20 protein-coding genes and 1 tRNA gene are annotated in these 23,650 nt (G+C 42.7%); 16 read left to right on the top strand and 5 right to left on the bottom strand.

Annotation, left to right across the window (positions count from 1 at the left end; all coding sequences use genetic code 11):
- The coding region (locus AC3WVG_RS07140; RefSeq protein ID WP_488797467.1) for a type I restriction endonuclease at positions 1-994 on the bottom strand (994 nt) is incomplete at its 3' end.
- A gap of 82 nt (positions 995-1,076) precedes the next feature.
- Positions 1,077-1,349, bottom strand: a complete 273-nt coding sequence (locus AC3WVG_RS07135; RefSeq protein WP_488797466.1) for a hypothetical protein — start codon at positions 1,347-1,349, stop codon at positions 1,077-1,079.
- Positions 1,350-2,406: 1,057 nt separating this feature from the next.
- Here AC3WVG_RS07135 and AC3WVG_RS07130 point away from each other — a divergent pair.
- The 4 genes from AC3WVG_RS07130 (at position 2,407) to aat (ending at position 6,097) form a co-directional block, all read left to right on the top strand.
- Positions 2,407-2,592 (top strand): hypothetical protein, encoded by a 186-nt coding sequence (locus tag AC3WVG_RS07130; RefSeq protein ID WP_488797465.1) that lies wholly within the window; start codon positions 2,407-2,409, stop codon positions 2,590-2,592.
- A gap of 141 nt (positions 2,593-2,733) precedes the next feature.
- Entirely contained in the window at positions 2,734-3,048 is a 315-nt protein-coding gene (gene clpS / locus AC3WVG_RS07125; protein ID WP_488797464.1) for an ATP-dependent Clp protease adapter ClpS, read from the top strand.
- Positions 3,049-5,301, top strand: a complete 2,253-nt coding sequence (gene clpA, locus AC3WVG_RS07120) for an ATP-dependent Clp protease ATP-binding subunit ClpA (protein WP_488797463.1) — start codon at positions 3,049-3,051, stop codon at positions 5,299-5,301.
- Positions 5,302-5,413: 112 nt separating this feature from the next.
- A complete protein-coding gene (gene aat, locus AC3WVG_RS07115; protein WP_488797462.1) occupies positions 5,414-6,097 on the top strand; it encodes a leucyl/phenylalanyl-tRNA--protein transferase in 684 nt (227 codons plus the stop codon).
- A 17-nt stretch (positions 6,098-6,114) separates the two neighbouring features.
- Here the strand turns inward: aat and AC3WVG_RS07110 are convergent, their stop codons facing one another.
- Both AC3WVG_RS07110 and AC3WVG_RS07105 read right to left on the bottom strand, forming a co-directional pair.
- Complete coding sequence (locus tag AC3WVG_RS07110) at positions 6,115-7,164, bottom strand: glycosyltransferase family 9 protein (protein ID WP_488797461.1); 1,050 nt, start codon at positions 7,162-7,164, stop codon at positions 6,115-6,117.
- Positions 7,165-7,206: 42 nt separating this feature from the next.
- Positions 7,207-7,695 (bottom strand): hypothetical protein, encoded by a 489-nt coding sequence (locus AC3WVG_RS07105; protein ID WP_488797460.1) that lies wholly within the window; start codon positions 7,693-7,695, stop codon positions 7,207-7,209.
- Positions 7,696-8,016: 321 nt separating this feature from the next.
- Here AC3WVG_RS07105 and argF point away from each other — a divergent pair, with 321 nt between their 5' ends.
- The 3 genes from argF (at position 8,017) to argH (ending at position 11,703) form a co-directional block, all read left to right on the top strand.
- On the top strand, positions 8,017-8,922 hold the full coding sequence (argF, locus tag AC3WVG_RS07100; RefSeq protein ID WP_488797459.1) for an ornithine carbamoyltransferase: 906 nt from the start codon (positions 8,017-8,019) through the stop codon (positions 8,920-8,922).
- 95 nt (positions 8,923-9,017) lie between these two features.
- A complete protein-coding gene (locus tag AC3WVG_RS07095; RefSeq protein ID WP_488797458.1) occupies positions 9,018-10,208 on the top strand; it encodes an argininosuccinate synthase in 1,191 nt (396 codons plus the stop codon).
- 79 nt (positions 10,209-10,287) lie between these two features.
- Positions 10,288-11,703 carry an argininosuccinate lyase gene (argH, locus tag AC3WVG_RS07090; RefSeq protein WP_488797457.1) on the top strand — a complete coding sequence of 472 codons (1,416 nt, stop codon included), beginning with the start codon at positions 10,288-10,290 and terminating at the stop codon, positions 11,701-11,703.
- Here argH and AC3WVG_RS07085 read toward each other — a convergent pair.
- A tRNA-Sec gene (locus AC3WVG_RS07085) sits at positions 11,688-11,781 on the bottom strand. The two genes, argH and AC3WVG_RS07085, sit on opposite strands and share 16 nt — an antisense overlap.
- A gap of 217 nt (positions 11,782-11,998) precedes the next feature.
- Between AC3WVG_RS07085 and ftsH the strand changes: the two genes are divergently transcribed.
- The 9 genes from ftsH (at position 11,999) to asnS (ending at position 23,586) form a co-directional block, all read left to right on the top strand.
- A complete protein-coding gene (ftsH, locus tag AC3WVG_RS07080) occupies positions 11,999-13,897 on the top strand; it encodes an ATP-dependent zinc metalloprotease FtsH (RefSeq protein ID WP_488797456.1) in 1,899 nt (632 codons plus the stop codon).
- A gap of 150 nt (positions 13,898-14,047) precedes the next feature.
- Positions 14,048-14,902: a dihydropteroate synthase gene (gene folP, locus AC3WVG_RS07075; RefSeq protein ID WP_488797455.1), complete on the top strand. Its 855-nt coding sequence runs from the start codon at positions 14,048-14,050 to the stop codon at positions 14,900-14,902.
- A 3-nt stretch (positions 14,903-14,905) separates the two neighbouring features.
- Positions 14,906-15,661: a diadenylate cyclase CdaA gene (gene cdaA / locus AC3WVG_RS07070; RefSeq protein ID WP_488797454.1), complete on the top strand. Its 756-nt coding sequence runs from the start codon at positions 14,906-14,908 to the stop codon at positions 15,659-15,661.
- Entirely contained in the window at positions 15,649-16,596 is a 948-nt protein-coding gene (locus tag AC3WVG_RS07065) for a CdaR family protein (protein WP_488797453.1), read from the top strand. The genes cdaA and AC3WVG_RS07065 overlap by 13 nt, the downstream gene beginning before the upstream one ends.
- A gap of 98 nt (positions 16,597-16,694) precedes the next feature.
- Positions 16,695-18,050, top strand: a complete 1,356-nt coding sequence (gene glmM / locus AC3WVG_RS07060; RefSeq protein ID WP_488797468.1) for a phosphoglucosamine mutase — start codon at positions 16,695-16,697, stop codon at positions 18,048-18,050.
- Positions 18,051-18,185: 135 nt separating this feature from the next.
- On the top strand, positions 18,186-19,061 hold the full coding sequence (gene galU / locus AC3WVG_RS07055; RefSeq protein ID WP_488797452.1) for a UTP--glucose-1-phosphate uridylyltransferase GalU: 876 nt from the start codon (positions 18,186-18,188) through the stop codon (positions 19,059-19,061).
- Positions 19,046-19,822, top strand: a complete 777-nt coding sequence (locus tag AC3WVG_RS07050; protein ID WP_488797451.1) for a hypothetical protein — start codon at positions 19,046-19,048, stop codon at positions 19,820-19,822. The genes galU and AC3WVG_RS07050 overlap by 16 nt, the downstream gene beginning before the upstream one ends.
- 19 nt (positions 19,823-19,841) lie before the next feature.
- Positions 19,842-22,187 carry a replication restart helicase PriA gene (gene priA, locus AC3WVG_RS07045; RefSeq protein WP_488797450.1) on the top strand — a complete coding sequence of 782 codons (2,346 nt, stop codon included), beginning with the start codon at positions 19,842-19,844 and terminating at the stop codon, positions 22,185-22,187.
- 16 nt (positions 22,188-22,203) lie between these two features.
- On the top strand, positions 22,204-23,586 hold the full coding sequence (gene asnS / locus AC3WVG_RS07040) for an asparagine--tRNA ligase (protein WP_488797449.1): 1,383 nt from the start codon (positions 22,204-22,206) through the stop codon (positions 23,584-23,586).
- Positions 23,587-23,650 lie beyond the last annotated feature (64 nt).

Below are 23,650 nucleotides of genomic sequence, written 5' to 3'. Positions count from 1 at the left end.
TCGGCACCTTTTGTTCCTTTTTTTGTGAAAACAAGCCAAGATATTTCTGTGAGGTATTAAAATGCAATCTACAAATAGGTTTACGATTATTATCGTCCAGTAATATACCGCAGTAACTTTTTTTATCACGCATAGCTACTCTAGATACATCTATTACTTCTCTGACTATAGCTTTAATGATATTATAGCCTTCTATTTCCTCTTCTGTGGTTACTATTGTCTTGTCATCTTTGTTGTTTTGAACATAATCATCACTCATTTGGTCTTCGTTATTCTGGTCATCAGATGATAATGCTGACTTTAATCTTTCATTTATTTTATCATTTATAAATTGACGTTGTGCATCTTTTACGATTCCAGTAAATTTTTTTATGATATTTTGAGTTGATTTGCCATCGTATATCTGTGAAGAAAAAAATCTGACAAATTGAGAAGAAGGGTTTTCAAGTTGCTGTTCGAGAATTTTTTTAATAGCCCCAGTATATTTTAATTTACTTGCTGTAGTTAAAATATCTTCGAGGGAAAAAGCAGACTTTGAGAATTTTTTAAGCTGTCTTATGTGATGCTCCTCAAAATCTAACATGCCGAATTCGAAAAATGGTTTTGAATCCATTTTGTTTGGCTCTTCAATATCAGAAAAGAAAAGATATCTTATTCCATTTGTAAGAATTCCAAATCGCGCGTCTGTGGCCGAAAAATATCTGTAAAGTTGAGATGCATGTTCCTTATCAAGATCACACTTACTCCATTTACACTCAATCAGTATTATTATGCCATCATCTTTTTTTATGGCATAATCAACTTTTTCACCTTTTTTAGTTCCGATGTCCGCCGTGAACTCTGGAATCACCTCGAGAGGATTGAAAACATCGTAGCCAAGGGCGGAAATAAATGGCATAATTAAAGCTGTTTTAGTTGCCTCTTCTGTTTGAAGATGGTCAAGTTGTTGAGGAATCCTTGAAGCTAAGTCTTTTATTTTATCTATTAGGTCCATCTTTCCCTCCCTTTACGATTTTTTTATAGTAAAGTTGGCACTGCTTGACGCGGGGTGCGGTCTTACGCAGGGTCGGGCCAAGCTATCTTGTTGAAGGTTTGGAATTACTCTTCCAAAAATAAGTGTCTTGAGGCCCAATATCCTCCTTTTCGGCATTAAAAACAACGCTATATGTGTCCATCTGTTCTCGAAGCTGAAATGTTTCACCATTCTCAAGAACCTTCCACCCTTTGGCGAGGATGCCAAGCTTTCTTTTTGTCTCCTCAATAAAATACTTGCTTCCAACAGCTATGCTTTGAGTCCACTCGTTCTGATGAGCGTTGTTGCCATTCTTCAGCGATTCATATCCACCCATTCTCTATGAGCCTCTTTGAACTCATCGTAGGTTCAGAAGCCAGCTAATGTCGCAAGTTTTTGGTATGCAATGAGTGCACATTTTCTTTAATTGCTCATTTTTCTCCAAAAAAGGCCGTTATTGGGTAGCAAATGGCTCTTTTAAAGGCTAAAATTGTGCGTTTTCAGTAACTGAGCTTGCCCAAGTATGTCGACGAACACGACTAGGTACCAACCAGCATATTGTATTTTGTAAGCCTTTCAGTTGCCTCCTCTATTCTTGGTGGTGCTCAACAGGGTCGAACAAAGCAGAATCTACCTAACACCCTGAAAATATAAATTTTGTCTATTTATATTCCATTCCATAATTCACAGAAAATACATGCAAGTTATCTATAAAAATTAAATTACTTAATTAATAATTTTTGACAAAGTCAAGCAGATTGCTCAAAAGACAATAAAAGTGTCCAGTTTTCCCTTAGATTCATGAATGTAGGAAGATTTTCGCCAGTCTCTTAAACATTATGATATATAGCAGAAGAAGAGCATAGGATGTTTATCATGTAGGCTTCTAATGGAACAAAATATGAGGATAACAGGAATAAAGTGTAGAATTTATTACAAAAAATCATAATGAGAGAATGTAATTTTCTTTTTGGTTATAGTTGAATCTGTATAAATGATAAGAAATAAGCTTAAATATATTTGTTCTGTTTTAAGTTATTATTTTCCCACCTATTTCAATGACATATCTATCAAATTTGATGTCTTCAATATCTGAATAAAATATATTATCAAAACAGCTCACAAAAAAGTTTTTTCTCCGTCCCTGTATTCATTTCGGGCGAACTTTACTATTTTTTCTGAAATATTCCAGTGGAATAATGGCTTTTTTCAGATAAGATATTTGGTTGGTTTATAAAAAGCGTCAAATTCCTTAATGTTATGGAATATATGGATTTGTTGAGTTGGGCGGTTGTTTGTTGAATTTATAGAGGATAGGTGGCATTAAGTGAAAAGTTTCTGACTGTGTCAGGATACGCGTGTATAACGAATTATCAAGCACGAATGGGGAGGAAATGGCTGGGAGCATTGATGATTTAACTATCAATTGGACTGATGAAGACTGGAGTCTGGTGGTCAAGGAGTTGAAAAAAGAGGTCTTGACACGCGGGGCATGGAGCACAATTATGTATGCATATCAAGAGTTGGATCGTAGAATAGGAGATTATGGGCCGGTTGAATTCAGGGGTGTGCGTTATTAGAAACGAAATGGAGATTTAGCCTCCAGTCCAAGTTCAATATTTCGCCCATAAAACAGACCCACTAGATCGTTCAAACTTTAACTCAGTGGGCTAAAGAACTCAACAATTGACTTTTGACATAGTTTAATTAGGTTAAATGATATGAGCGAAAGTATATCAGAGGGACAGATCCTACCCGGAACAGTTATAGAGGAAGACTTGGAGGAGCCACGGCGGTATAAAGTTCTTTTGCATAATGATGATTATACGACCATGGAATTTGTTGTCTATGTCCTAAAAAAAGTCTTTCATAAGACCGAGGCCGAGGCTCACCATATCATGATGAGTGTTCACAAAAATGGAATTGGTGTGTGTGGGGTGTATCCTAAAGAAGTGGCCGAGACCAAAGTTGCGATGGTCCGCCATATGGCACGCAAAGAAGGTTATCCTTTGAAATGCACGATGGAAGAGGTGTAAATGTTAAGTAAGGAATTAGAAAAGATTATTGGCTTGGCTATTCAGGAAGTCAAAAAAAGACATCATGAATTTTTAACCTTGGAGCATATTCTATATGCCTATACCCTGGATGAAAAGGGAAGGGCTATTTTAGAAGACTGCGGGATAGATTTGACTCGGTTAAAGAATCAACTGGAGCGTTTTTTTATTGAACACCTGGAAGTACAGCCTTCTTCCCAGGACCGAGAAATCATTCAGACCGTGGGTGTGCAACGGGTGATGCAAAGGGCCATAATGCACATCCAATCAGCAGGGAAAAATATGGTTCAGGCTGGAGATCTTCTTGCAGCCATGTTTGAAGAGGAAGATTCCTTTGCTGTTTATTATCTTCGCACCCATGGCCTGACCAGGCTGGATGTATTGGAATATATTTCTCACGCTATGGAAGAAGATAGCCCCGGGTCTTCTTGTCCTGGATGTTCAGATCAGGAAAAGAGAACTGGTGAAAAGAGCGCACTGGCTTTATATACAGTTAACCTGGTTGAAAAGGCCAAAAAGGGCTTGATTGACCCGTTGGTGGGCCGAGAAAGGGAGATGAAAAGAGTAATTCAAGTCCTTTTGCGGCGCAGAAAGAATAATCCCATCCTGGTAGGAGATCCGGGCGTGGGAAAAACAGCCATGGCCGAGGGTTTGGCCTTGAAGATTGCCAGTGGCGAGGTGCCTGAGCCTTTTCTGAAAACTCAGATTTATGCTTTAGATATGGGAGCGTTACTTGCCGGGACCAAATTCAGAGGTGATTTTGAGGCCAGACTAAAGGGAGTGATTAAGGAGCTGAAAGAGATCCCGGGCGCGATATTGTTTATCGATGAAATTCACACCATTGTTGGGGCCGGGGCGACCACTGGCGGTTCAATGGACGCCTCAAATATTTTGAAGCCAGTTCTTGCTTCAGGAGAGATTAGGTGCATTGGGTCAACCACTTATGAGGAATATAAGCTTCATTTTGAAAAGGATCGGGCTTTGTCCAGAAGGTTTCAGAAGATTGAGCTATCTGAGCCCACCATTGAAGAAAGCATAGAGATTTTAAAGGGGCTTAAGCCCTACTATGAAAAGTATCATAAGGTTAAATACATGCCATCAAGCCTAAAGGCAGCCGTGGAGCTTTCTGCCCGGTTTATTAATGACCGCTATCTTCCGGACAAGGCCATTGATGTCATGGATGAGGCAGGGGCTTATTTTATGCTTGAAGGAACTATAAAGGGCAGGAAGCAGGTTACTCCGCGTGATATTGAAAAGGTTGTGGCCCGCATGGCTCGTATTCCTTCTCGCCAGGTGTCTACATCAGACAGGGAAAAACTCTTAAATTTGGACAAGGAACTGAAAAAGGTCATTTTTGGTCAAGACAAGGCCATAGAGCTTTTGGCCAAGGCCATAAAGCGGGCCAGGGCAGGACTAAGAGATGTGCACAAACCCACGGGGTCATTTTTAATGATTGGTCCCACGGGTGTGGGTAAAACAGAACTGGCCAAGCAACTAGCCAACACGATGGGGGTAAAATTTGTTCGTTTTGATATGAGCGAGTACATGGAAAAACATGCTGTGGCCCGCCTGATTGGCGCACCGCCGGGCTATGTGGGTTTTGATCAAGGGGGTCTACTCACTGAGGCCATTCGGAAAAATCCTTACTGTGTTCTACTCCTGGATGAAATAGAAAAGGCCCACCCAGATATGTTTAATATACTTCTCCAGGTTATGGATCATGCAACGCTCACGGATAATACCGGCCGGACGGCAGATTTTCGGCATGTTATACTGCTTATGACTTCCAATGCCGGGGCCAGGGAAATGGAATCGAGAGCCATTGGTTTTGGTCAGGAGGATGAGACGGATAAGGTCCAAAAGGCCATGAAGGCAGTGGAAAAGCTGTTCAGTCCTGAGTTTCGCAATAGATTGGATGCGGTCATTCCCTTTGGTAGCTTAAGTCAGGAAATTATGGAGATGATCGTCGATAAATATCTTGCTGAATTAAATGAGATGCTCACAGCTCAAAAAGTCCAGGTACAGCTCACTCCTTCAGCTAGAACCTGGCTGGCTAAAAAGGGGTATGATCCTGATTTTGGAGCCAGGCCTTTGTCCCGGGTTATGCAGGAAGAGGTCAAAGACATTTTGGCTGATAAGCTCCTTTCCGGAAAGCTGGATAAAGGAAAGAAGATTCTCATAGACCTGGATGAGGAGAATGACCAGCTCAGTTTTAGGGTTCTCCCAGTGAAATAATTTGTTTGTGAGTTTGGTCTCTTATGAGCTTTTCCAGTTTTAATTACCTGCTTTATCTAGTTTTAGATTATCATTATTCCACATGGTTCATTGATTTTAGCAATAGCTGAACATGACAGTTTTTTATCTATCTAAAGAGCCTATTTTCCCCCACCCAAGGTTTTCTGACCCGGATGGGCTTTTGGCTGTGGGTGGGGATCTATCTTTAGAGCGCCTTATTTTGGCCTATTCCCAGGGTATTTTTCCCTGGTATAGCCCAGGAAATCCTATTCTCTGGTGGAGTCCTGATCCCAGGCTGGTGTTATTCCCCGAAGAATTACATGTCCCCAGAAGTTTGCGCCGGGTGCTTAATAAAAAAAGATTTAAGGTGACTATTGATCAGGCCTTTGAACAGGTTATAAACATGTGTGCTAAAGTGAGAAGGTCCGATGGATACGGCACCTGGCTGGTACCGGAAATGATTGAAGCATATATCCGGCTACATAAACAGGGGTTGGCTCATTCTTTTGAGACTTGGCAGAAAGACCGTCTGGTAGGGGGAGTGTATGGGGTGAGCCTTGGCCAGGCGTTTTTTGGAGAATCCATGTTTTATCTTGTGCCCAATGCCTCTAAGGTAGCCCTGGTTCACCTGGTCTTTTATCTTCGTAAGAAGTCGTTTCATTTTCTCGATTGTCAGCAGACCACACACCACATGCTCCGCTTCGGAGCACGGGAAATCAGCCGAAACGAGTTTCTACAGCGCCTGAAACAAGCCCTTCAATATCCGACCCGTCGAGGTAAATGGGGAGATGGATAGCTTTACGCAAAGCTTCTTCATGGAACCAGATTTTCAAATTTTTTCTCCAGAGCTTTAAGGACAACCTCGGGTTTAAGATCCTCGAGACATCTGGGGTTGGCACAGGTATTTTGATTGCAGGGCTGGCAAGAAAGGCCTAGCTGGATATGTTCATGTTCTGCTGAAGGATAGGTCCAGGCCCCGCTAGTTGCACCAAGGATGGTTAGGGATGGGGTATTTACGGCCACGGCAATATGGCGAGGAGCAGAGCAATTGCCAAGATGTAAATTGGCGTGAGCAATGCAGGCTGCCATTTCCCGCAAGGAGAGCATCTTTTCAGGCAAAATACAATAATCTTCTGCCTGTGACTGGGATAAAATTCTCAAAGCCAGTTCTTTTTCTCCAGGGCCATAGAGGAGAAGAAACTTTATGTTTGGCCATTTCTGACTGACTTGATGGATAAGCTGAGCAAAGTGGCCTGCTGGCCATCTTCTGGTTATGCGCCTGTGCGAAGGGTCTAGGGTGATAAGCAAATTTTTTTTTGTGACACCTTGCCCGGCTAGATAATTTTTTGCCCGGTCAAGTTCCGCCTCTTTAAGCCAAATTTTTGGCCTGTTACCCTGCCAGGAAATGCCTAGTGGTTTTAGAATGCTGGCTTTGAATCTTGCTGCATAGCCTGGTTCTGGTTTTTGCCAATGGGTGTATAATAATCGATTATACCAGGGCGGCGGGTAGGTTAGTTTAACTCTGCTTCTGGAAAACAAAACAACCCATCGGCACCTGGGCAGTTGTTGAAAGTCAACAATGAGATCAAAATTTTCCCGGGCAATTTGTCGGTAAAACTTCAGTTCTTTCCAGAGATTATTGGTCTTCTTCTTGTCTATAACCCAGATTTTACTGATATGAGGATTGTTTTCAAGGATAGGAAGACATTTTTTTTCCGTAAAAAAGTGGATTTGGGCCTCAGGAAATCTTTTTTTTAGTAGTTCTACACTGGGAGTGGTCAGAAGAACATCGCCAATTTGGCGAAGTTGGCAAACCAGAATTTTGTGAATATCGGTTAAGTTAAAAGAGTTTTTTGATGACATAGATAATAATTAGTCAATGAACAGACCGACTTTAATTTTTTTCTACTCCAATTCTTCCTGTATAATGGGTTTGGCCGAGCTTAAGTCGTAAAAGCCGTGTACAGGAAAGGGAAGAGGATAATCACAAATCTGCTCCAGGCGAATTCGTCCAAAGTTTTCATCCTCAGGCATTTCTGAAAGTGGCATAAGGCCCAGTGGAATGGGGAAATCCAGTGGAGCACTCGTTATGGTTTTAAGTCTTGAAGCGTATCTCTGGGCAAGATAATCTACTAATTGGTCCCGTTCATCTTGAGTGAAGGCTTCCAAAAGTATTTTTTTACTTCTGTTTATATCTGGAGTTATCCCTTCCTCAATTGGTTCTCCCAGGAGTTTGTCCCATTGATAACCATTTTCTTCTTCCACATCCCAATAGGGACGAAAAAGATGGACTTCTACATCACGTCGGCCCTTAAAAGACTTGATAGTCATGGTTACAATGTAAGCCCGATTTACAGGGAGGGGCTTACTTGGAGGAATGATGTTTATGTCCATAGTTACTCCTTAATGTGGGCGTATCTACTCTCTTAATTATTTGTCATGGCATTATCTTAGCAGATATAACAAGTCAAATTTTTGCGACACTATACTTTAGCCTCGAAGTTTAAAGGAAGAAAATCGGCTTTCAATTTTTGGTTGCCCATGTTTTATGCAAACTTATTTATTTTTTTATAATATTTTTAGAAGTGATGAATTCTAGCGGCATGGTTTTTCGTCCTTAGGAAATATAAACTGAAGATTTTGTCTATGGCTCTTTACAAGCTATGCCCTCTAAGGCTAACTTGAGATTTTAAAAAAGTGAGCGCGAGGGGAAAAATGAGCAAAAATTTTCTTACTATTTTAGATCTGCCCATGAGAGTTGCCCGTGACCTTGTTTTAAGGGCCAAGGAGATGAAGGACAGAGTTTATCAAGGTGACATTTTAAAGGGGAAAACAATTATCCTGATTTTTGAAAAGGCCTCAACCAGAACTAGAATTTCTTTTGAGGTCGCCATTCAGCATTTAGGTGGGAAATCTGTTTTCATGACTCCTAATGAATCTCAGTTAGGTAGAAATGAACCTTTAAAAGATACAGCCCGGGTCTTATCCAGATATGCACAGGGCCTGGTAGTCAGGACTTTTGCCCAGGAAAACCTGGAAGAAGTGGTCAGGTTTGGCCAGATTCCGGTGATAAATGCTTTGACCGATAAGTTTCATCCTTGTCAGGTGATGAGCGATTTGTTGACCATATATGAGCGGACTCCGGACTTTTCCCAGCTTAAAATAGCCTGGGTGGGTGATGGCAATAACATGGCTCACTCCTGGATTAATGCAGCCGTCTATTTTCCTTTTCAGCTTAATATGGCTGTGCCTAAAGGATATGAGCCTGATATTGATGTGCTTGAGCGAGCCTTGCAAGCAGGAGCAAAAATTTATCTGACACATGACCCCAAGGAGGCGGTTGCCGGTGTTCATTATGTCAATACCGATGTTTGGGCGTCTATGGGACAGGAAGACGAGCATGATCAGCGCAAAAACGCATTTGATGGTTTTCAGGTAAACAGCGAACTTCTGTCCTTGGCCGATCCCGATGTTAAGGTACTGCACTGTTTGCCTGCACACAGGGGAGAAGAGATTACTGACGAGGTGATTGAAGGGCCATGGTCTGTTGTCTGGGATCAGGCAGAGAATAGATTGCATATGCAAAAGGCTATCCTGGAATGGATTTATAGCCAGGATTAAGGTAAAAGGGTAAAAATGTTAAAAGATAAATAGATAAAATTAACCTTTTAACATTTTTAATTTCTTAACCTCTTAAATATTACCTGGGAGGATGGATGCGAGAGATAAAGAAAGTTGTTCTTGCCTATTCAGGAGGCTTGGACACTTCGGTTATTTTGAAATGGATTCAAAAGACCTATGCTTGTGAGGTAATAACCTTTACTGCTGATTTGGGTCAGGAAGAGGAATTGGCCGGTCTTGAAGATAAGGCCATGGCAACAGGAGCATCCAAGGTCTATATTGAAGATTTACAGGAAGAGTTTGCCAGAGATTTTATTTTCCCCATGTTTCGGGCGGGGGCAATCTATGAAGGAAGATATCTTTTGGGCACTTCCATTGCCAGGCCATTGATTGCAAAGAGGATGGTTGAGATAGCCAGGCAAGAGGGAGCCCAGGCAGTGGCCCATGGTGCAACCGGAAAAGGAAATGATCAGGTGCGTTTTGAACTGACAGTCATGGCCCTTGCACCGGAGTTGAAAACTATTGCTCCCTGGCGTGAATGGGATTTAAACTCCAGGACAGAGCTTTTAAAATTTGCCCGGGAAAATGGTATCCCCGTGCCAGTAACCAAAGAAAAACCCTATAGCTGTGATCGTAACCTTTTACATCTTTCCTTTGAAGGAGGGGAGTTGGAAGATCCATGGGCAGAACCAGGGCCCGGGACTTATCTGTTAGCCGTTCCACCGGAAAAGGCCCCGGACGAACCAGAGATTATAAGTATTGAATTTGAAAAAGGTGATCCCGTGGCTGTAAACGGAGAGCGCTTAAGCCCGGCAAGACTTATTAAAAAACTTAACAAGTTGGGTGGTAAACATGGTATTGGCCGGGTGGATATGGTGGAGAACAGGTTCGTGGGAATGAAATCCAGGGGTGTCTATGAGACTCCAGGTGGGACAATTCTTTATGTAGCCCGCCGCGACCTGGAAGGCTTGTGCATGGATAGAGAGACCATGCATTTGAGAGACAGTTTAATTCCTAAGTATGCAGAAATGGTTTATAATGGTTTTTGGTTTTCGCCGGAGCGTGAAGCGTTGCAGACCATGATGGACAAAGCTCAGGAGAATATTACTGGCGAAGTAAGGTTAAAATTGTATAAAGGCGGAGTATATCCTCTGGGTAGACGTTCACCTTATTCTCTTTATCAGGCAGATCTTGCCACTTTTGAAGAAGATGAGGTATATAATCAAAAGGATGCCGCTGGCTTTATCCGGTTGCAGGGTCTTAGGTTGTTAACCAGGAAAGGTTAAAGGATTGAGAGCTTAATTGGTTAGAAAATTGAGAGAGTAACCTCAGAAATTTAAAAATAATGTAGAATATAGTAAATAGATGGACGCAAAAAAGGATGTAAAGACAAAATTATGGGGGGGCAGGTTTAAAGAAAGTACTGCGCCCCTGGTAGAAGAATATACCCAGTCGGTTGAGTTTGATCAAAAGCTATATGCCGAGGATATTGCTGGGTCCAGGGCTCATGCCCGGATGCTGGCCGCCCAGGGAATCTTGTCTCAGGAGGAAGCTGAACAGATAATCGAGGGGCTTAACCAAATCGAAAAGGAGATCGAGCAAGGCAAGTTTATCTGGCAAAAGAGCCTGGAAGATGTGCACATGAATATTGAACACAGGCTTACAGAATTGGTAGGCCCTGTAGGTCAAAAACTTCATACCGGAAGAAGCCGGAATGATCAGGTAGCGCTTGATTTTCGTCTGCATGTGTCAAAGTGTTTAACCTTGTGGCAAAAAGCTTTGATCGATCTGGTGACTGTTCTCGTGGATCAGGCCGAGAAGAATGCAGACAAGATTTTGCCCGGCTATACGCATTTGCAGCCTGCTCAGCCAGTAAGCCTGGCTCAACATCTTCTAGCTTACGTGCAGATGTTTTGTCGTGATTTCGAGCGTATCCTTGATGCTCAAAAAAGGGTGCGAGTTTCTCCCCTTGGTGCAGCGGCACTTGCAGGGACGACATATCCATTGAACCCGAAGATGGTAGCTGATGAACTTGGGCTTGATGAAATATTTTCAAACAGTATGGATGCGGTCTCTGACCGGGATTTTGTGCTCGAGGCTCTGTTTATCGGAGCAACAATAATGATACACTTGAGCAGGTTGTGTGAAGAAATTATTTTGTGGGCCAACCCAGGTTTTGGTTTTATATACCTGCCTGATGCTTTTGCCACGGGCTCGTCCATTATGCCCCAAAAGAAAAATCCTGATGTGGCAGAAATTATGCGCGGCAAGACAGGACGCTCAGTTGGCAACTTAATCTCTCTTTTGACAACTTTAAAAGGACTTCCTTTGGCCTATAACCGGGATATGCAAGAGGATAAAGAACCATTTTTGGATACGCATAAGACAGTACACATGTCATTACAAATTATGGCTAGGATGATGGAGGAGATTAAGTTCAATGAACAGGCCATGAACAGGGCTTTGAAAGAAGGGTTCTTGAATGCCACTGAGCTAGCCGATTATCTGGTAGGAAAAGGGATACCCTTCAGGCAAGCGCATCACATAACCGGGAATATAGTTGCTTATGCCGAAAAGAAAGGTGTAGGATTGGAAGATTTAGCTATCCATGAATTAAGACAGTTCTCGGAAAAGATAGATGACGATGTCTATTTGGCCCTGGACTTTAAGCAGGCAGTTAGCAGGCGAGAAACCCCAGGAGGAACCGGTCCTCAGTCTGTACAAGGACAGATTAAATGGGCAAGGCAGTGGCTTAGACAAAAAAATGGCGGAAGCGTATAGGAGTCGAACCTACCGACGACCTCTCGGCCGCCCACTGGATTTGAAGTCCAGGCGCCACACCGGTGACGATACGCTTCCGCTCAAGAGCGAAATATATATCAGGATGGTTTAATATTATCAAGTTTAAAGTTGAAGTTTAAAGTTTGAAGTTGGTTTAAGGCTGTGTTGATGCAAAAAATCAGCATGGCTAAACATGAGACCAATCTTTCTTATAATTTCAGATTTACATTCTAATTAATAAACTTTACACTTCACATTCAAAATTCAAGAAAGCAAGAAAGTTGGAGGTAGGAACTTGAATAGTTTTTCCAAAAATTTGTTTCTTTGGGCAACCATTTCTTTGATTATGGTTGTCTTATTCAATCTTTTTAATCAGCCTCAGGCTCCGCAACTTAAACTCACCTATACGGAGATGTTGACCAAAGTAAAGCAGGGTGAAGTGGTGGCTGTAAAGATCCAGGGGAAAAAAATTACAGGACTTTTAGCTGATGACCAGAGGTTTACAACCTATGCGCCTGACGATCCATCTCTGGTTAGTCTACTAGTTAGTAATAATGTCCAGGTAGAAGCTCAGCCTGAGGAAGAAGCCCCTTGGTATGTAACCGTTTTTGTCTCCTGGTTCCCCATGCTCTTATTAATTGGGGTGTGGATTTTTTTCATGCGCCAGATGCAGGGGGGAGGTGGCAAGGCCCTCTCATTTGGTCGCTCCAAGGCTAAGATGATTACCCAGGAGGATACCAAGGTCACTTTTGACGATGTAGCTGGAGTGGACGAAGCCAAGGAAGAATTGAGTGAAGTGGTGGAATTTTTAAGTAATCCCAAGAAGTTCACCCGACTAGGGGGGCGTATCCCCAAAGGAGTGTTACTGGTTGGACCTCCTGGAACGGGTAAAACTCTTCTTGCTCGGGCTGTGGCCGGGGAAGCTGGCGTGCCCTTTTTCTCCATTTCTGGTTCGGATTTTGTCGAGATGTTTGTTGGTGTGGGCGCAGCCAGGGTGCGCGATTTGTTTGTTCAGGGGAAAAAGAATGCCCCTTGTCTAATCTTTATTGATGAAATTGATGCTGTAGGCCGGCAAAGGGGAGCTGGCCTTGGTGGCGGACATGATGAGCGCGAGCAAACATTGAACCAATTACTGGTGGAAATGGATGGGTTTGAGTCTAATGAAGGAGTCATTCTTATTGCAGCCACCAACAGACCGGATGTCTTAGATCCTGCCCTGCTGCGTCCCGGGCGGTTTGATCGACAGGTTGTCGTGCCCAATCCAGATTTAAATGGTCGGAAGAAGATTTTGGAAGTTCATTCTCGACGCGTTCCCTTGGCCGAAGATGTTGATCTGGAAGTCATTGCCAGAGGAACTCCCGGATTTTCTGGAGCTGACCTGGAAAACCTTGTTAATGAAGCCGCGCTCCATGCAGCCAAGCTGAACAAAGACCAGGTAGATATGGATGATTTTGAGGAGGCAAAGGATAAGGTGCTCATGGGTAAGGAAAGGCGAAGTGTAATTTTAAGCGAAGAAGAAAGAAAAACAACTGCCTACCATGAAGCAGGACATACACTGGTGGCTAAACTTTTACCCAAGACCGATCCTCTGCACAAGGTGTCTATTATCCCTCGAGGACGTGCTTTGGGTATAACAATGCAGTTGCCTGTAGATGATCGACATAATTACTCAAAAACTTATTTGGAAAACAACCTGGCAGTTCTTTTGGGCGGACGGGCTGCAGAAGAAATTGTCTTCAATGAGATGACTACAGGAGCAGGCAATGATATAGAACGAGCGACAAAAATGGCCAGGCGCATGGTTTGTGAGTGGGGCATGAGTGATGCCGTGGGACCTCTGGCCTTTGGTGATAGTGGCCAGGAGGTTTTTTTAGGTCGCGATCTTATTCACCACAAGGATTATAGTGAAGAGACAGCTCGTTTAATAGATAGCGAAGTAAGAAGAATAGTCCAGGAAGCTTATGATCGGGCCAAGAAGTTGCTCACCGATAACCTGGATGTTTTGCATAAGATTTCTTTGGCCTTGCTTGAAAGAGAGACCTTGACAGGCAAGGAAGTGGATAAGATTATGCGTGGAGAGGAATTGCCCCCAATGAGTGAGCAAGAAAAAGAAAAGGTAAATAGGGGGGAGAAGAAAAAAGAAGAAAAAGAAAATCCGGAAGGAGAAGAAAGTTTTACTATTGATGAAGATTAGTCTAATTTGAGTTTAAAGTGAGCAAAAGTTAGTTTAATGTGTGTAACTTTAAAAAATTATATTTTGTGCACAAAAGATCGGTTTACTTTGGTTCACTTTAGTTACTCTAAGCTAAATAATATAACATTTGGTTCATAGGAATCAGGTTAGATGATTGAGCGAATGCAGCTAAACGAGATTTGCTGGTCAGTGGGCAGGGGTAGGGTGGTTGACCCTGCCCCTTTTTTGATTGTTGGTATTTTAAATGTCACTCCGGACTCATTTTATGATGGGGGGGAATACAATACCATTGATAAAGCTTTAGACCGTGCCGAAGAGATTCTAAGCCAGGGAGGCCATATTATAGATGTTGGCGGGGAAAGTACCAGACCATTTTCGCCCCGAGTTGAATTAGAGGAGGAACTTACAAGGGTCATTCCTGTAGTCAAAAAGATTTTAGCTAAATATCCACAGGCGTTACTTTCGGTAGATACATACAAAGCCCGGGTTGCCAAAGAAGCCCTGGATGCCGGGGCAGTAATTGTAAACGATGTATCTGCCTGTAGATTTGATCCGTCTTTAATTGATGTGCTTGTTCAGTATAAACCTGGTTATGTACTCATGCATAGTCTAGGTAGGCCGGAAACCATGCAGCATGATCCAAAATATACAGATGTTGTTGATGAGATTAAATCTTTTTTTGAAGAACATCTCGCGAAACTGGTTAAGGCTGGTCTACCTGAAGAGAATATCGTTCTGGATCCGGGCATTGGTTTTGGCAAGCTTCTTGAGCATAACCTGGACATTTTAAGACGGATTCAAGAATTTTTTTATCTTGACAGGCCCATATATATTGGTCTGTCTAATAAGTCATTGTGGGAAAAACTTTTGGGCTTAAGGCCTGAGGAGCGTTTTGTGGCTACGCAAGTGGGTACGGCTCTTATGGCTCACAAAGGGGTGAAAATTCATCGTGTTCATGAAGTTAAACTGACAGCAGATACCTTAAAAATTGTTTCTTCGATTTAAAAAATGCTTCAATTAAGCCTTGGCGATATGCAGATTTCCTGGCGGGATATAATTGATATCCTCATCGTTGCCTATCTGTTTTATCGTCTTATCCTCCTGGTTAAAGGTACACGGGCTGTTTCTGTAATATATGGTTTGGTCCTTATCCTGATTGCCTATTATCTAGCAGGAGAGCTAGGACTTTATACATTGCACTGGCTTCTGGCTAATTTTCTTGGATCTATATTTTTGGTAGTTATTATTCTTTTTCAGAGAGATATCCGCAAGGCCCTGGCAGCCATGGGAGCAGGCCGGCTATGGCGAAGATCCAAGCTAGAGAGAGAAGTCTTGGACGAATTAGTTCTGGCCCTCGTGCAAATGGCCAGAAAAAGGATTGGAGCTCTGGTAGTCATTGAAAAGAAGATGCCTTTGGGAGATATTATTGAAAGGGGTGTTGAAGTTAAGGCGAAATTTTCAAAGGAGTTATTACAAACTATTTTTTATCCCGGTTCCCCTTTGCACGATGGTGCCGTTATCATAAGAGGCAATACCATTGAAGCAGCTGCGTGTATTTTACCTCTGGCTGTTGGTGTAATGCATAGATCTGATTGGGGGACCAGGCATAGAGCTGCAATGGGTATAACCGAAGATAGTGATGCAATTGCCGTTGTCATCTCCGAGGAAAGGGGGAGCATTTCTGTGGCCATTGGAGGTAAGCTTACTTCTAGTCTGGATGAAATTCGTTTGCGCAGGGTACTGGCAGCAGCATGGGAAAAATAAGAAGTTTTATCAATAACTGGCAGTATAGATTTTTGGCCCTGGCCCTGGCCTTTTTTGCCTGGTATCTGGTCAGTGGTCGAGAAAAGGTAGAGATCTGGGTGGACGTCCCTCTGGAAATTATTAATTTGCCTCCTAATTATCTAATTACCAAGGGTATGTTGAATAAAATCCAGGTGCGCATCAGAGGGACAAAAGCCCTTCTGGAAAGAGTGGAAGAGAAAAAAATTAGTTACACTCTGGATTTATCCAATGTGCGTAAAGGAAGCAATGTTTTGGTCTTAAACCCCAAGAACATTGCCTTCCCCAGGCCGTTGGAGGTCGTAGAGGTGATTCCTTCCAGGCTCGAGTTAATGGTGGATGAGTTGGTTATCAAAGATGTTCCGGTTACAGTGAGATGGCAGAGTCAAATTAGTAGGTATTTCGAGCTCATAAGCGTTCGTCCACAGCCGGAATCTATTACTATTAAGGGGCCAAGTACACTGGTTGAAAAGATAAAGGATATTAAGACCAAAGTTGTTGAAATTAAAGAGCGCGTGCCACTAACGTGGGTAGGAAAAATCGGTTTGGACCTTTTGCCAGAGATTGAGGCAGACGTTGGTGAAGTACAGGTGGAATTTAAATTTGTTCCAAAAACCAAGGAGCTTTGGGTACGCAGACCAATCGTGTTTAAGAAACCACGAGGCGTAACAGTTGTCTCTGATCAAGAATTTGTGCGTTTAAAATTGGCTATACCTTTGTACCGCTTGAAAGAAGATAACTGGCGGGATAAGATTCGTGTTCGATTAGAAGTAAAAAAGAATATGCAACCTGGAAACTATGATTTAGATTATCAGGTTTTACTACCGCCTGATACAAAGTTGCTTCAAAAGCGACCAGAGAAAGTCGCTGTTCAGGTCAGAGGAGAGAAGAAGGAAGATGGGAAGATAAGAAGATGAGAAGTTTGGTAAAATTCGTTGTTATTGATGAAAATGGCGGTTTCTTTATTCACTTCCCACGTCACACTATTTACTACTTACAATAAATGGAGGAAATGATGGGAAATAGGCTCTTTGGCACTGATGGTTTACGAGGACAGGCCAATATTTTCCCAATGTTGCCGGAGATAGTTCTTCGTTTGGGGCTGGCAGCAGGCCAATATTTTCGTAACGGACACAAAAAACATCGTGTATTGATTGGCAAAGATACCCGTCTTTCAGGATATGTTTTTGAAAGTGCTCTTACTTCTGGTTTCTGTGCTTCTGGAATGGATGTATACTTGGTCGGGCCGATGCCTACACCTGCTATTTCTTTTTTGACCAGAAATATGCGTGCGGACTTAGGGGTGGTGATTTCGGCCTCGCATAATCCTTTCATGGACAATGGAATTAAATTTTTTGATCGTTCCGGGTTTAAACTTCCGGACAGTGTAGAAGACGAGATTTCTGAGATGGTCCTTTCGCCTGATATGGATTGGAAACATCCTCAGCCGGAGATGATGGGCCGTGCCTTTAAAATCCAGGACAGTCCAGGGCGATATATTGTTTATTTAAAAAATAGTTTTCCGGCCGATCTCACATTGGATGGACTTAAAATTGTTCTTGATTGTGCTAATGGAGCCACTTATCGGGTAGCGCCTCTTATTTTTGAAGAGTTAGGAGCCAAAGTGATCAAGGTTGGCGTTTCTCCTGACGGGTTAAACATCAACAAAAAATGCGGTTCATTATATCCAGAAGTGGCAGCCAGCCTGGTGCGCGACCACGGTGCGGATATCGGTCTGGCCTTAGATGGAGATGGAGACAGATTAATAGTTGTAGACGAGCAGGGGAGAGTTTTAGATGGGGACCAGATAATGGCCATTTGTGCCCAGGAACTCATGGAACATGATCAGCTTCCGGGGAGACTCCTTGTGACTACAGTGATGAGCAACATGGCCCTCGAGATTTTTATGCAGGAAAAAGGTGGAAAACTTTTGCGTACCAAGGTAGGTGACCGCTATGTAGTTGAGGCGATGCGAGAGAAAGGGGCTATCTTAGGTGGTGAGCAGTCAGGACATTTAATTTTTCTCAATTACAGTACCACAGGAGATGGCATCCTAGCTGCGTTACAGTTATTAAAAATTATGGCTCAAAAGGGGAAACCCCTGTCTGAGTTGGCAGGTTTGTTGACTCCTTTTCCTCAAAGACTGATTAATGTGCATGTTGAGCGCAAAGTGCCTTTTGAACAGGTGCCTACTGTCCAGAAGGCCATAAAAGATGCGCAAGATAAACTTAAAGGCAGGGGCAGAGTTCTATTACGCTATTCAGGCACTGAACCTGTAGCCAGGGTCATGGTAGAAGGAGAAAATGAGCAACTGGTAGAAAGCATTGCTCAGGATTTGGCTCAGGCTGTGGAAGATGGGTTAATGGGGTGATGGGTAGAACGATAACGGGATTCTTAAAATATATGGCTAAAGGCTAAAGTTTTTCATGAAGTTAATAACTTATCAGCTTATTTACTCATTAACTTATCCACCCATCCGCCCAACAAATCATATAAAGGAGAAGTTATGGAAGTGACCAAGGTAGTTATTCCAGTTGCTGGTTGGGGAACAAGGTCTTTGCCTGCGACTAAAAATCTTCCGAAAGAAATGTTGCCGGTGTATAGAAAACCAGCAGTGCAATATGTTGTCGAAGAGGCTATGCACGCTGGTTTAACTGACGTGGTTTTTGTCAGCAACCAGTATAAGAGGGTGTTAGAAGATCATTTTGATCGCAACCTGTCCTTGGAGGCTGTTTTAAAGCGGGCCGGAAAATATGACCTCTTGAGGCAGGTGCAGGAAGTAGCCGAGATGGTCAATATCATTTCTGTGCGTCAGAAAGAACAACTAGGTCTGGGCCATGCTGTCCTTTGCGCCAGGGAAGTGGTTAAGCAGGAGCCCTTTGCAGTAATGGTCGGGGACGATTTAATGTTTAGCCAGGAGCCGGCAATCCAGCAATTGGTCGAGGTGGCTCGGAATGAACACATGCCTGTAGTTGGTGTGGTTGAAGTGCCAAAAGAAAAGGTTTCAAAATACGGTATAATTCAAGCAGAAGAATTTGCTCCGGACTTATTTCGGGTGAGACAGGTTTTTGAAAAACCAGAGCCAGAGGATGCTCCCTCAAGACTGGCTATAGTAGGCCGTTATGTTCTAACGCCCGAAATCTTTGATTATTTAGAGAAGCTTGAGCCAGGACACGGAGGCGAATACCAGCTTACCGACGCTCTGCAGGCTCTGGCTCAGAATAACAGGCTGTTAGCTGTAAAGATGGTTGGACAGCGTTTTGATATTGGTGACTGGGTCGACTACTTGACCGCAAATATTTACTTTGCGTTAAAAGATGAGGATTTACGTCAAGATTTGATTTCCAGTCTGGAGGAACTTCTGCCTTGCGATCAAAGATAATATTTTTGTTTTTGCTATCAATATTTTCTTCTGTAGAGTTAGCCTGGGGTTTTTTCCCGGACATTGAGGAAGTGAATACCAGATGGCTTAAGAATTTGAATAGTCTTAATGCCTTCCAGGTCGTATGTACATACGACCTGGAAGAAAAGCTCTCTGTACGGCTCTGGCAAAAAGGAAATTTATGGCGTGAAGAATGGACAATTCAGGTTAAAGGACAAAACAAGGTTATCTGGGCCGGATTGGGAAGGGGTCAAAATGTTATTTTAGCCTATCCAGAGCTCAAGGTTAACCCAAGGCCGGTACTCAATTTTTGGCGCAAAGATCTTAATTGGTGGACAAAAAAAGGTGTCGATACAAACTTTTTGAGTTATCAATTTTTACAGGATACCCCCTGTTTGGTGCTAGGTGATGAGTCTTTGCAGATTTGGCTGGATAATAATCTGATGCTTCCTGTGCGCATGGTATTTGGGAGTGGAGGAGACAATTTTGATTTCAACTGGTCAAAATATCACCAAATTGGGAATATTTGGCTTCCAAAAAAATTAATCATAGCTCATCAGGCCCAAAATTGGGAATGCACTTTTGAATGGAGAGGGATAAATATTGACTTGCCAGATGAACTTTTTTCTCCGCAAGGTTTTAAAAATCGTTTTGAGAGTTTAAATAATTTATCTATTCCCTCTGAAATTTTAACGATTATGCAGGTTTTGGCAAGGGCGCATGAAACAATAAATATTGAGCATGCCATTGCCAACCCGTGATTTTTATTGTGAATCACGAATGACGAACGACGAACTACGTACGTGGACAGTTTATCTGTTAAGCCCACCTTATTCCACGCTGACTTACCAAGTCCCGAAATATTTTCCTGAACATATCTGGCGTACGGGGCAGCGTGTCCTTGTCCCTCTAGGCAAAAAAAACAGTTTGCGTTTGGGGGTTTTGGCCAGAAAGGAAAAGTCCTTATTTCCTTGCGAACAGTTAAAATATGTTTTTTGGCCCCTGGAAGAGGATTTACTAACACCTGACTATTTAAGGATGGTCGAGGATTTGGCCAAGCGCCTGATGGTGTCTCCCGGGAAAATTTTAGCCCAGGTCCTGCCCAGATGTTTAAAAATTCTTCCCAAGAAATTTATCCTTGCTGAACAAAATAAGGAACTGCCCATAAGGAATGTTTTTGAGGATGAGTCTCTGTGTCAGACCTTAACTAAAGAGTGGTTGGCTGGAAAAGTTTCCTTTGTCAGGCCAAAAGTTCAAAGTAACACCCAACTCGTCAATGTAGTAATGGAACCGCCATGGCCGATTATGCCGAATGCCAAGGCACAGTGGCAGGTCATGGATTTTTTGTGGGAAAATGGCCCTATAACCAAAAGTACATTACGCAGGGTTTTTGGGCCTAATATATATGCGGTTTTAAAAAGACTTGCCCAAAAAGGTCTTGTTTCGTTTCAGTCTGACAAGTCTTTGGAAATTAAAAAAACTACTCACGTCGCAAAAAACAAGTATTCTTTGACCTCGGAACAGGAGCGTGCTCTTAAGTATTTACTTGGCCTTCTGCAGCAGGAAAGAGCAGAAGTTGCTCTGGTGCATGGCATTACCGGGAGCGGAAAAACTCTTGTTTACCTGGAGCTAGCAAAACAAGTTCTTAAAAAAGGCCGTTCCGTGCTCATTTTGGGACCTGAGATAGCTTTGGTCTGGCAATTATTTAACAAGGCCCAAGAACAGCTTGGTCCAAAAGATTTATATATTCATTACGGCACAAAGTCAGCTAAAGAAAAGGAGGATTTGTTTTTTGAACTAAACAAAAAAAATGATCCGTTTGTTCTCGTGGGGACCAGATCCAGTCTTTTTTTGCCCTTAAAAAATTTGGGCTTGATTATAATCGACGAGGAGCACGCAGAAAGTTATAAACAAGAACAGAATTTAATCTATCAGGCTAAGGAGATAGCCTATTATTTGGCCAGAGGCCAAAAAGCTCTGCTTGTTCTTGGTTCGGCTACTCCAGATATAAAGACTTATTTTGCTGTTGAAAAGAAGCAGATCCATAAAATTGAATTAAAAAAAAGGATAGGACAAAGTATTCTCCCTGCAGTGCATCTGGTTGATCTGGGAGCGAGTCCGGCTCAATTTGGTCCGCTGTCTTCTGTATGTTATGAACGGTTGATGGAGGTTTTAGACAAAGGTGAGCAGGCTGTAATATTACATAACAGGCGCGGTTATGCTCCTATTTTATACTGTGAACAGTGCCAGGAGGTAGCCAAATGTACACATTGTCAGGTTAGTCTTACATACCATAAAGCCAGGCAAAGACTAGTTTGTCATTATTGTGGTCTGTCGCTTCCCTTCCCTATTATTTGCTCACATTGCGGAAGTTGTAGTTTTTTACCCTTGGGTGAAGGTACAGAGAAGCTGGAAGAATTTTTGGCCCAAAACTTGTCCGATAAAGTGAAGGTGTTGCGGTTAGATCGGGATAGTACAAGACGAAAAGGGAGTATGGAAGAAATTTTGGAAAAGTTTGCCAAAGGTTATGCCCAGGTTTTGGTTGGAACTCAAATGCTTAGTAAAGGACATGATTTCCCTAATGTGACTTTGGGCATCATTATTGATGGTGATCTGGGTTTAGGGCTTCCCGACTATCGCGCCACAGAGCGGATTTTCCAACTTCTGACCCAAATGGCTGGCCGTGCCGGAAGGGGCAATAAACCCGGTGAAGTGTATATTCAAACCAGAAATCCCAATCACTACTGCTGGGACTATATCTTAAATAATGACTATAAAGGATTTTATGTCCAGGAGATAAAGCGTAGGGAAAAGTTTGCCTATCCGCCCTTTGTCAAACTGGCTTTGGTTCGTTTGAGTTTTCCGGTCGGCTGGAAGGAAAAGGAAAATCTATTGATTAAACTTAAGGCAATAATACAAGAGCTTGCCAGAAGTATAAAAGTGAATGTATTGGGGCCAGCTCCAGCTCCCTTGCAGGTGTTAAAAGGTCGGGAGAGATACCAGTGTCTGCTAAAAGCATCGAATTGGCTGGAGATCAAAAAGTTCTATGCCTTGATGGAAAAAAGAATAGGACAGAATAAAAAAATCAGGCTTAGCCTGGATTTAGATCCTGTGAGCATGCTTTAACTATTAAGGAGAGAAGATGAGAACCAAGATCAAAGATGCGTTAAATGCCTTAGAGCCTCAGGACGAAATCTTGATTAAAGGGTGGGTGAGAACCAAAAGAGAAGCCAAGGGATTTTCTTTTCTGGAGATAAATGATGGCTCCTGTCTGCAAAATCTACAAGTTGTGGTGGATGGAGATATCCCTACTTATCCGGTGTTAGAGAAGATTGGCACTGGAGCGGCTGTAAAAGTTAGGGGTAGCCTGGTTGAATCTCCCGGGAAAGGACAGAAATGGGAGGTTCAGGCTAGAGAAGTAGAGCTTATCGGCTATGCTGACCCAAAAACTTACCCTTTGCAAAAGAAAAGGCATAGCGATGAATTTTTGCGCACCATTGCCCATCTTCGGCCCAGGACAAATAAATATGGGGCCATAAATAGGATCAGGGCTGAATTGTCTTTTGCTATCCATAGTTATTTTCATGATAAGGGGTTTTGGTATATTCATACACCCATACTTACCGGCTCTGATTGTGAAGGGGCAGGAGAAATGTTCCAGGTAACAACCCTGGATTTAAATCAATTACCCAAGGCTTCCGGGAAGGTGGATCTGAGCCAGGATTTTTTTGGGAAAAAGGCATTACTCACGGTTTCGGGCCAGCTAGAGGCAGAGGCGTTGGCCTGTGCTTTGGGAGACGTATATACTTTTGGTCCGACGTTTAGGGCGGAAAATTCAAATACACCCAGGCACGCAGCGGAATTTTGGATGATTGAGCCTGAAATGGCTTTTGCTGATCTGGAAGATGATATGGTTTTGGCTGAAGACTGTATAAAAAAGCTGGTTTCATATGCACTTAAGAATTGTGCCCAGGATTTAGATTTGTTTGCACGTTTTGTGGATAAAGGCCTGTCTAGCCGCCTGGAGAACATCTTAAAAGAAGATTTTGTACGCCTTTCCTATAAAGAGGCTGTGTCTATCTTAGAAAGAGCAAGAAAAAAGTTCGAGTTCCCAGTGGGATTCGGACTGGATCTGCAAACCGAGCATGAACGATACCTGACTGAAGAATATTGTAAAAAACCAGTTATTGTTTACGATTACCCCAAGGAGATAAAAGCGTTTTATATGCGCTTAAACGATGATGGCCAGACAGTGGCCGCGATGGATGTCCTGGTCCCAAGAATTGGCGAGTTGATAGGTGGAAGTCAGAGAGAAGAAAGACTCGATGTGCTTGAAAGCAGGTTGAAAGAGCTTGGCCTATCAAGGGATGAATATTGGTGGTATTTAGATTTGCGTCGCTTTGGCTCAGTCCCTCACGCCGGCTTTGGAATGGGATTTGAGCGGTTGCTCATGTTTTTGACAGGAGTTTCCAATATTCGAGACGTGATTCCTTTTCCAAGGACTCCTAAACACCTGGAATTTTAAAGAAAGAAATTTTTTCAAAAAAATTCTTGACAGGGAGCGGATGGTAGGTATAGAAGCTACTTCC

This window comes from Desulfovulcanus sp. (genome assembly GCF_982781345.1).
This window is presented reverse-complemented; position numbering and strand designations above follow the sequence as displayed.

What these genes read in the sequence shown, in the direction of transcription:
- AC3WVG_RS07135 (WP_488797466.1), bottom strand. Translation starts at nt 1,349, where the DNA reads ATGGGTGGATATGAATCGCTGAAGAATGGCAACAACGCTCATCAGAAC.
- AC3WVG_RS07130 (WP_488797465.1), top strand. Translation starts at nt 2,407, where the DNA reads ATGGCTGGGAGCATTGATGATTTAACTATCAATTGGACTGATGAAGAC.
- clpS (WP_488797464.1), top strand. Translation starts at nt 2,734, where the DNA reads ATGAGCGAAAGTATATCAGAGGGACAGATCCTACCCGGAACAGTTATA.
- clpA (WP_488797463.1), top strand. Translation starts at nt 3,049, where the DNA reads ATGTTAAGTAAGGAATTAGAAAAGATTATTGGCTTGGCTATTCAGGAA.
- aat (WP_488797462.1), top strand. Translation starts at nt 5,414, where the DNA reads ATGACAGTTTTTTATCTATCTAAAGAGCCTATTTTCCCCCACCCAAGG.
- AC3WVG_RS07110 (WP_488797461.1), bottom strand. Translation starts at nt 7,164, where the DNA reads ATGTCATCAAAAAACTCTTTTAACTTAACCGATATTCACAAAATTCTG.
- AC3WVG_RS07105 (WP_488797460.1), bottom strand. Translation starts at nt 7,695, where the DNA reads ATGGACATAAACATCATTCCTCCAAGTAAGCCCCTCCCTGTAAATCGG.
- argF (WP_488797459.1), top strand. Translation starts at nt 8,017, where the DNA reads ATGAGCAAAAATTTTCTTACTATTTTAGATCTGCCCATGAGAGTTGCC.
- AC3WVG_RS07095 (WP_488797458.1), top strand. Translation starts at nt 9,018, where the DNA reads ATGCGAGAGATAAAGAAAGTTGTTCTTGCCTATTCAGGAGGCTTGGAC.
- argH (WP_488797457.1), top strand. Translation starts at nt 10,288, where the DNA reads ATGGACGCAAAAAAGGATGTAAAGACAAAATTATGGGGGGGCAGGTTT.
- folP (WP_488797455.1), top strand. Translation starts at nt 14,048, where the DNA reads ATGATTGAGCGAATGCAGCTAAACGAGATTTGCTGGTCAGTGGGCAGG.
- cdaA (WP_488797454.1), top strand. Translation starts at nt 14,906, where the DNA reads ATGCTTCAATTAAGCCTTGGCGATATGCAGATTTCCTGGCGGGATATA.
- AC3WVG_RS07065 (WP_488797453.1), top strand. Translation starts at nt 15,649, where the DNA reads ATGGGAAAAATAAGAAGTTTTATCAATAACTGGCAGTATAGATTTTTG.
- glmM (WP_488797468.1), top strand. Translation starts at nt 16,695, where the DNA reads ATGGGAAATAGGCTCTTTGGCACTGATGGTTTACGAGGACAGGCCAAT.
- galU (WP_488797452.1), top strand. Translation starts at nt 18,186, where the DNA reads ATGGAAGTGACCAAGGTAGTTATTCCAGTTGCTGGTTGGGGAACAAGG.
- priA (WP_488797450.1), top strand. Translation starts at nt 19,842, where the DNA reads ATGACGAACGACGAACTACGTACGTGGACAGTTTATCTGTTAAGCCCA.
- asnS (WP_488797449.1), top strand. Translation starts at nt 22,204, where the DNA reads ATGAGAACCAAGATCAAAGATGCGTTAAATGCCTTAGAGCCTCAGGAC.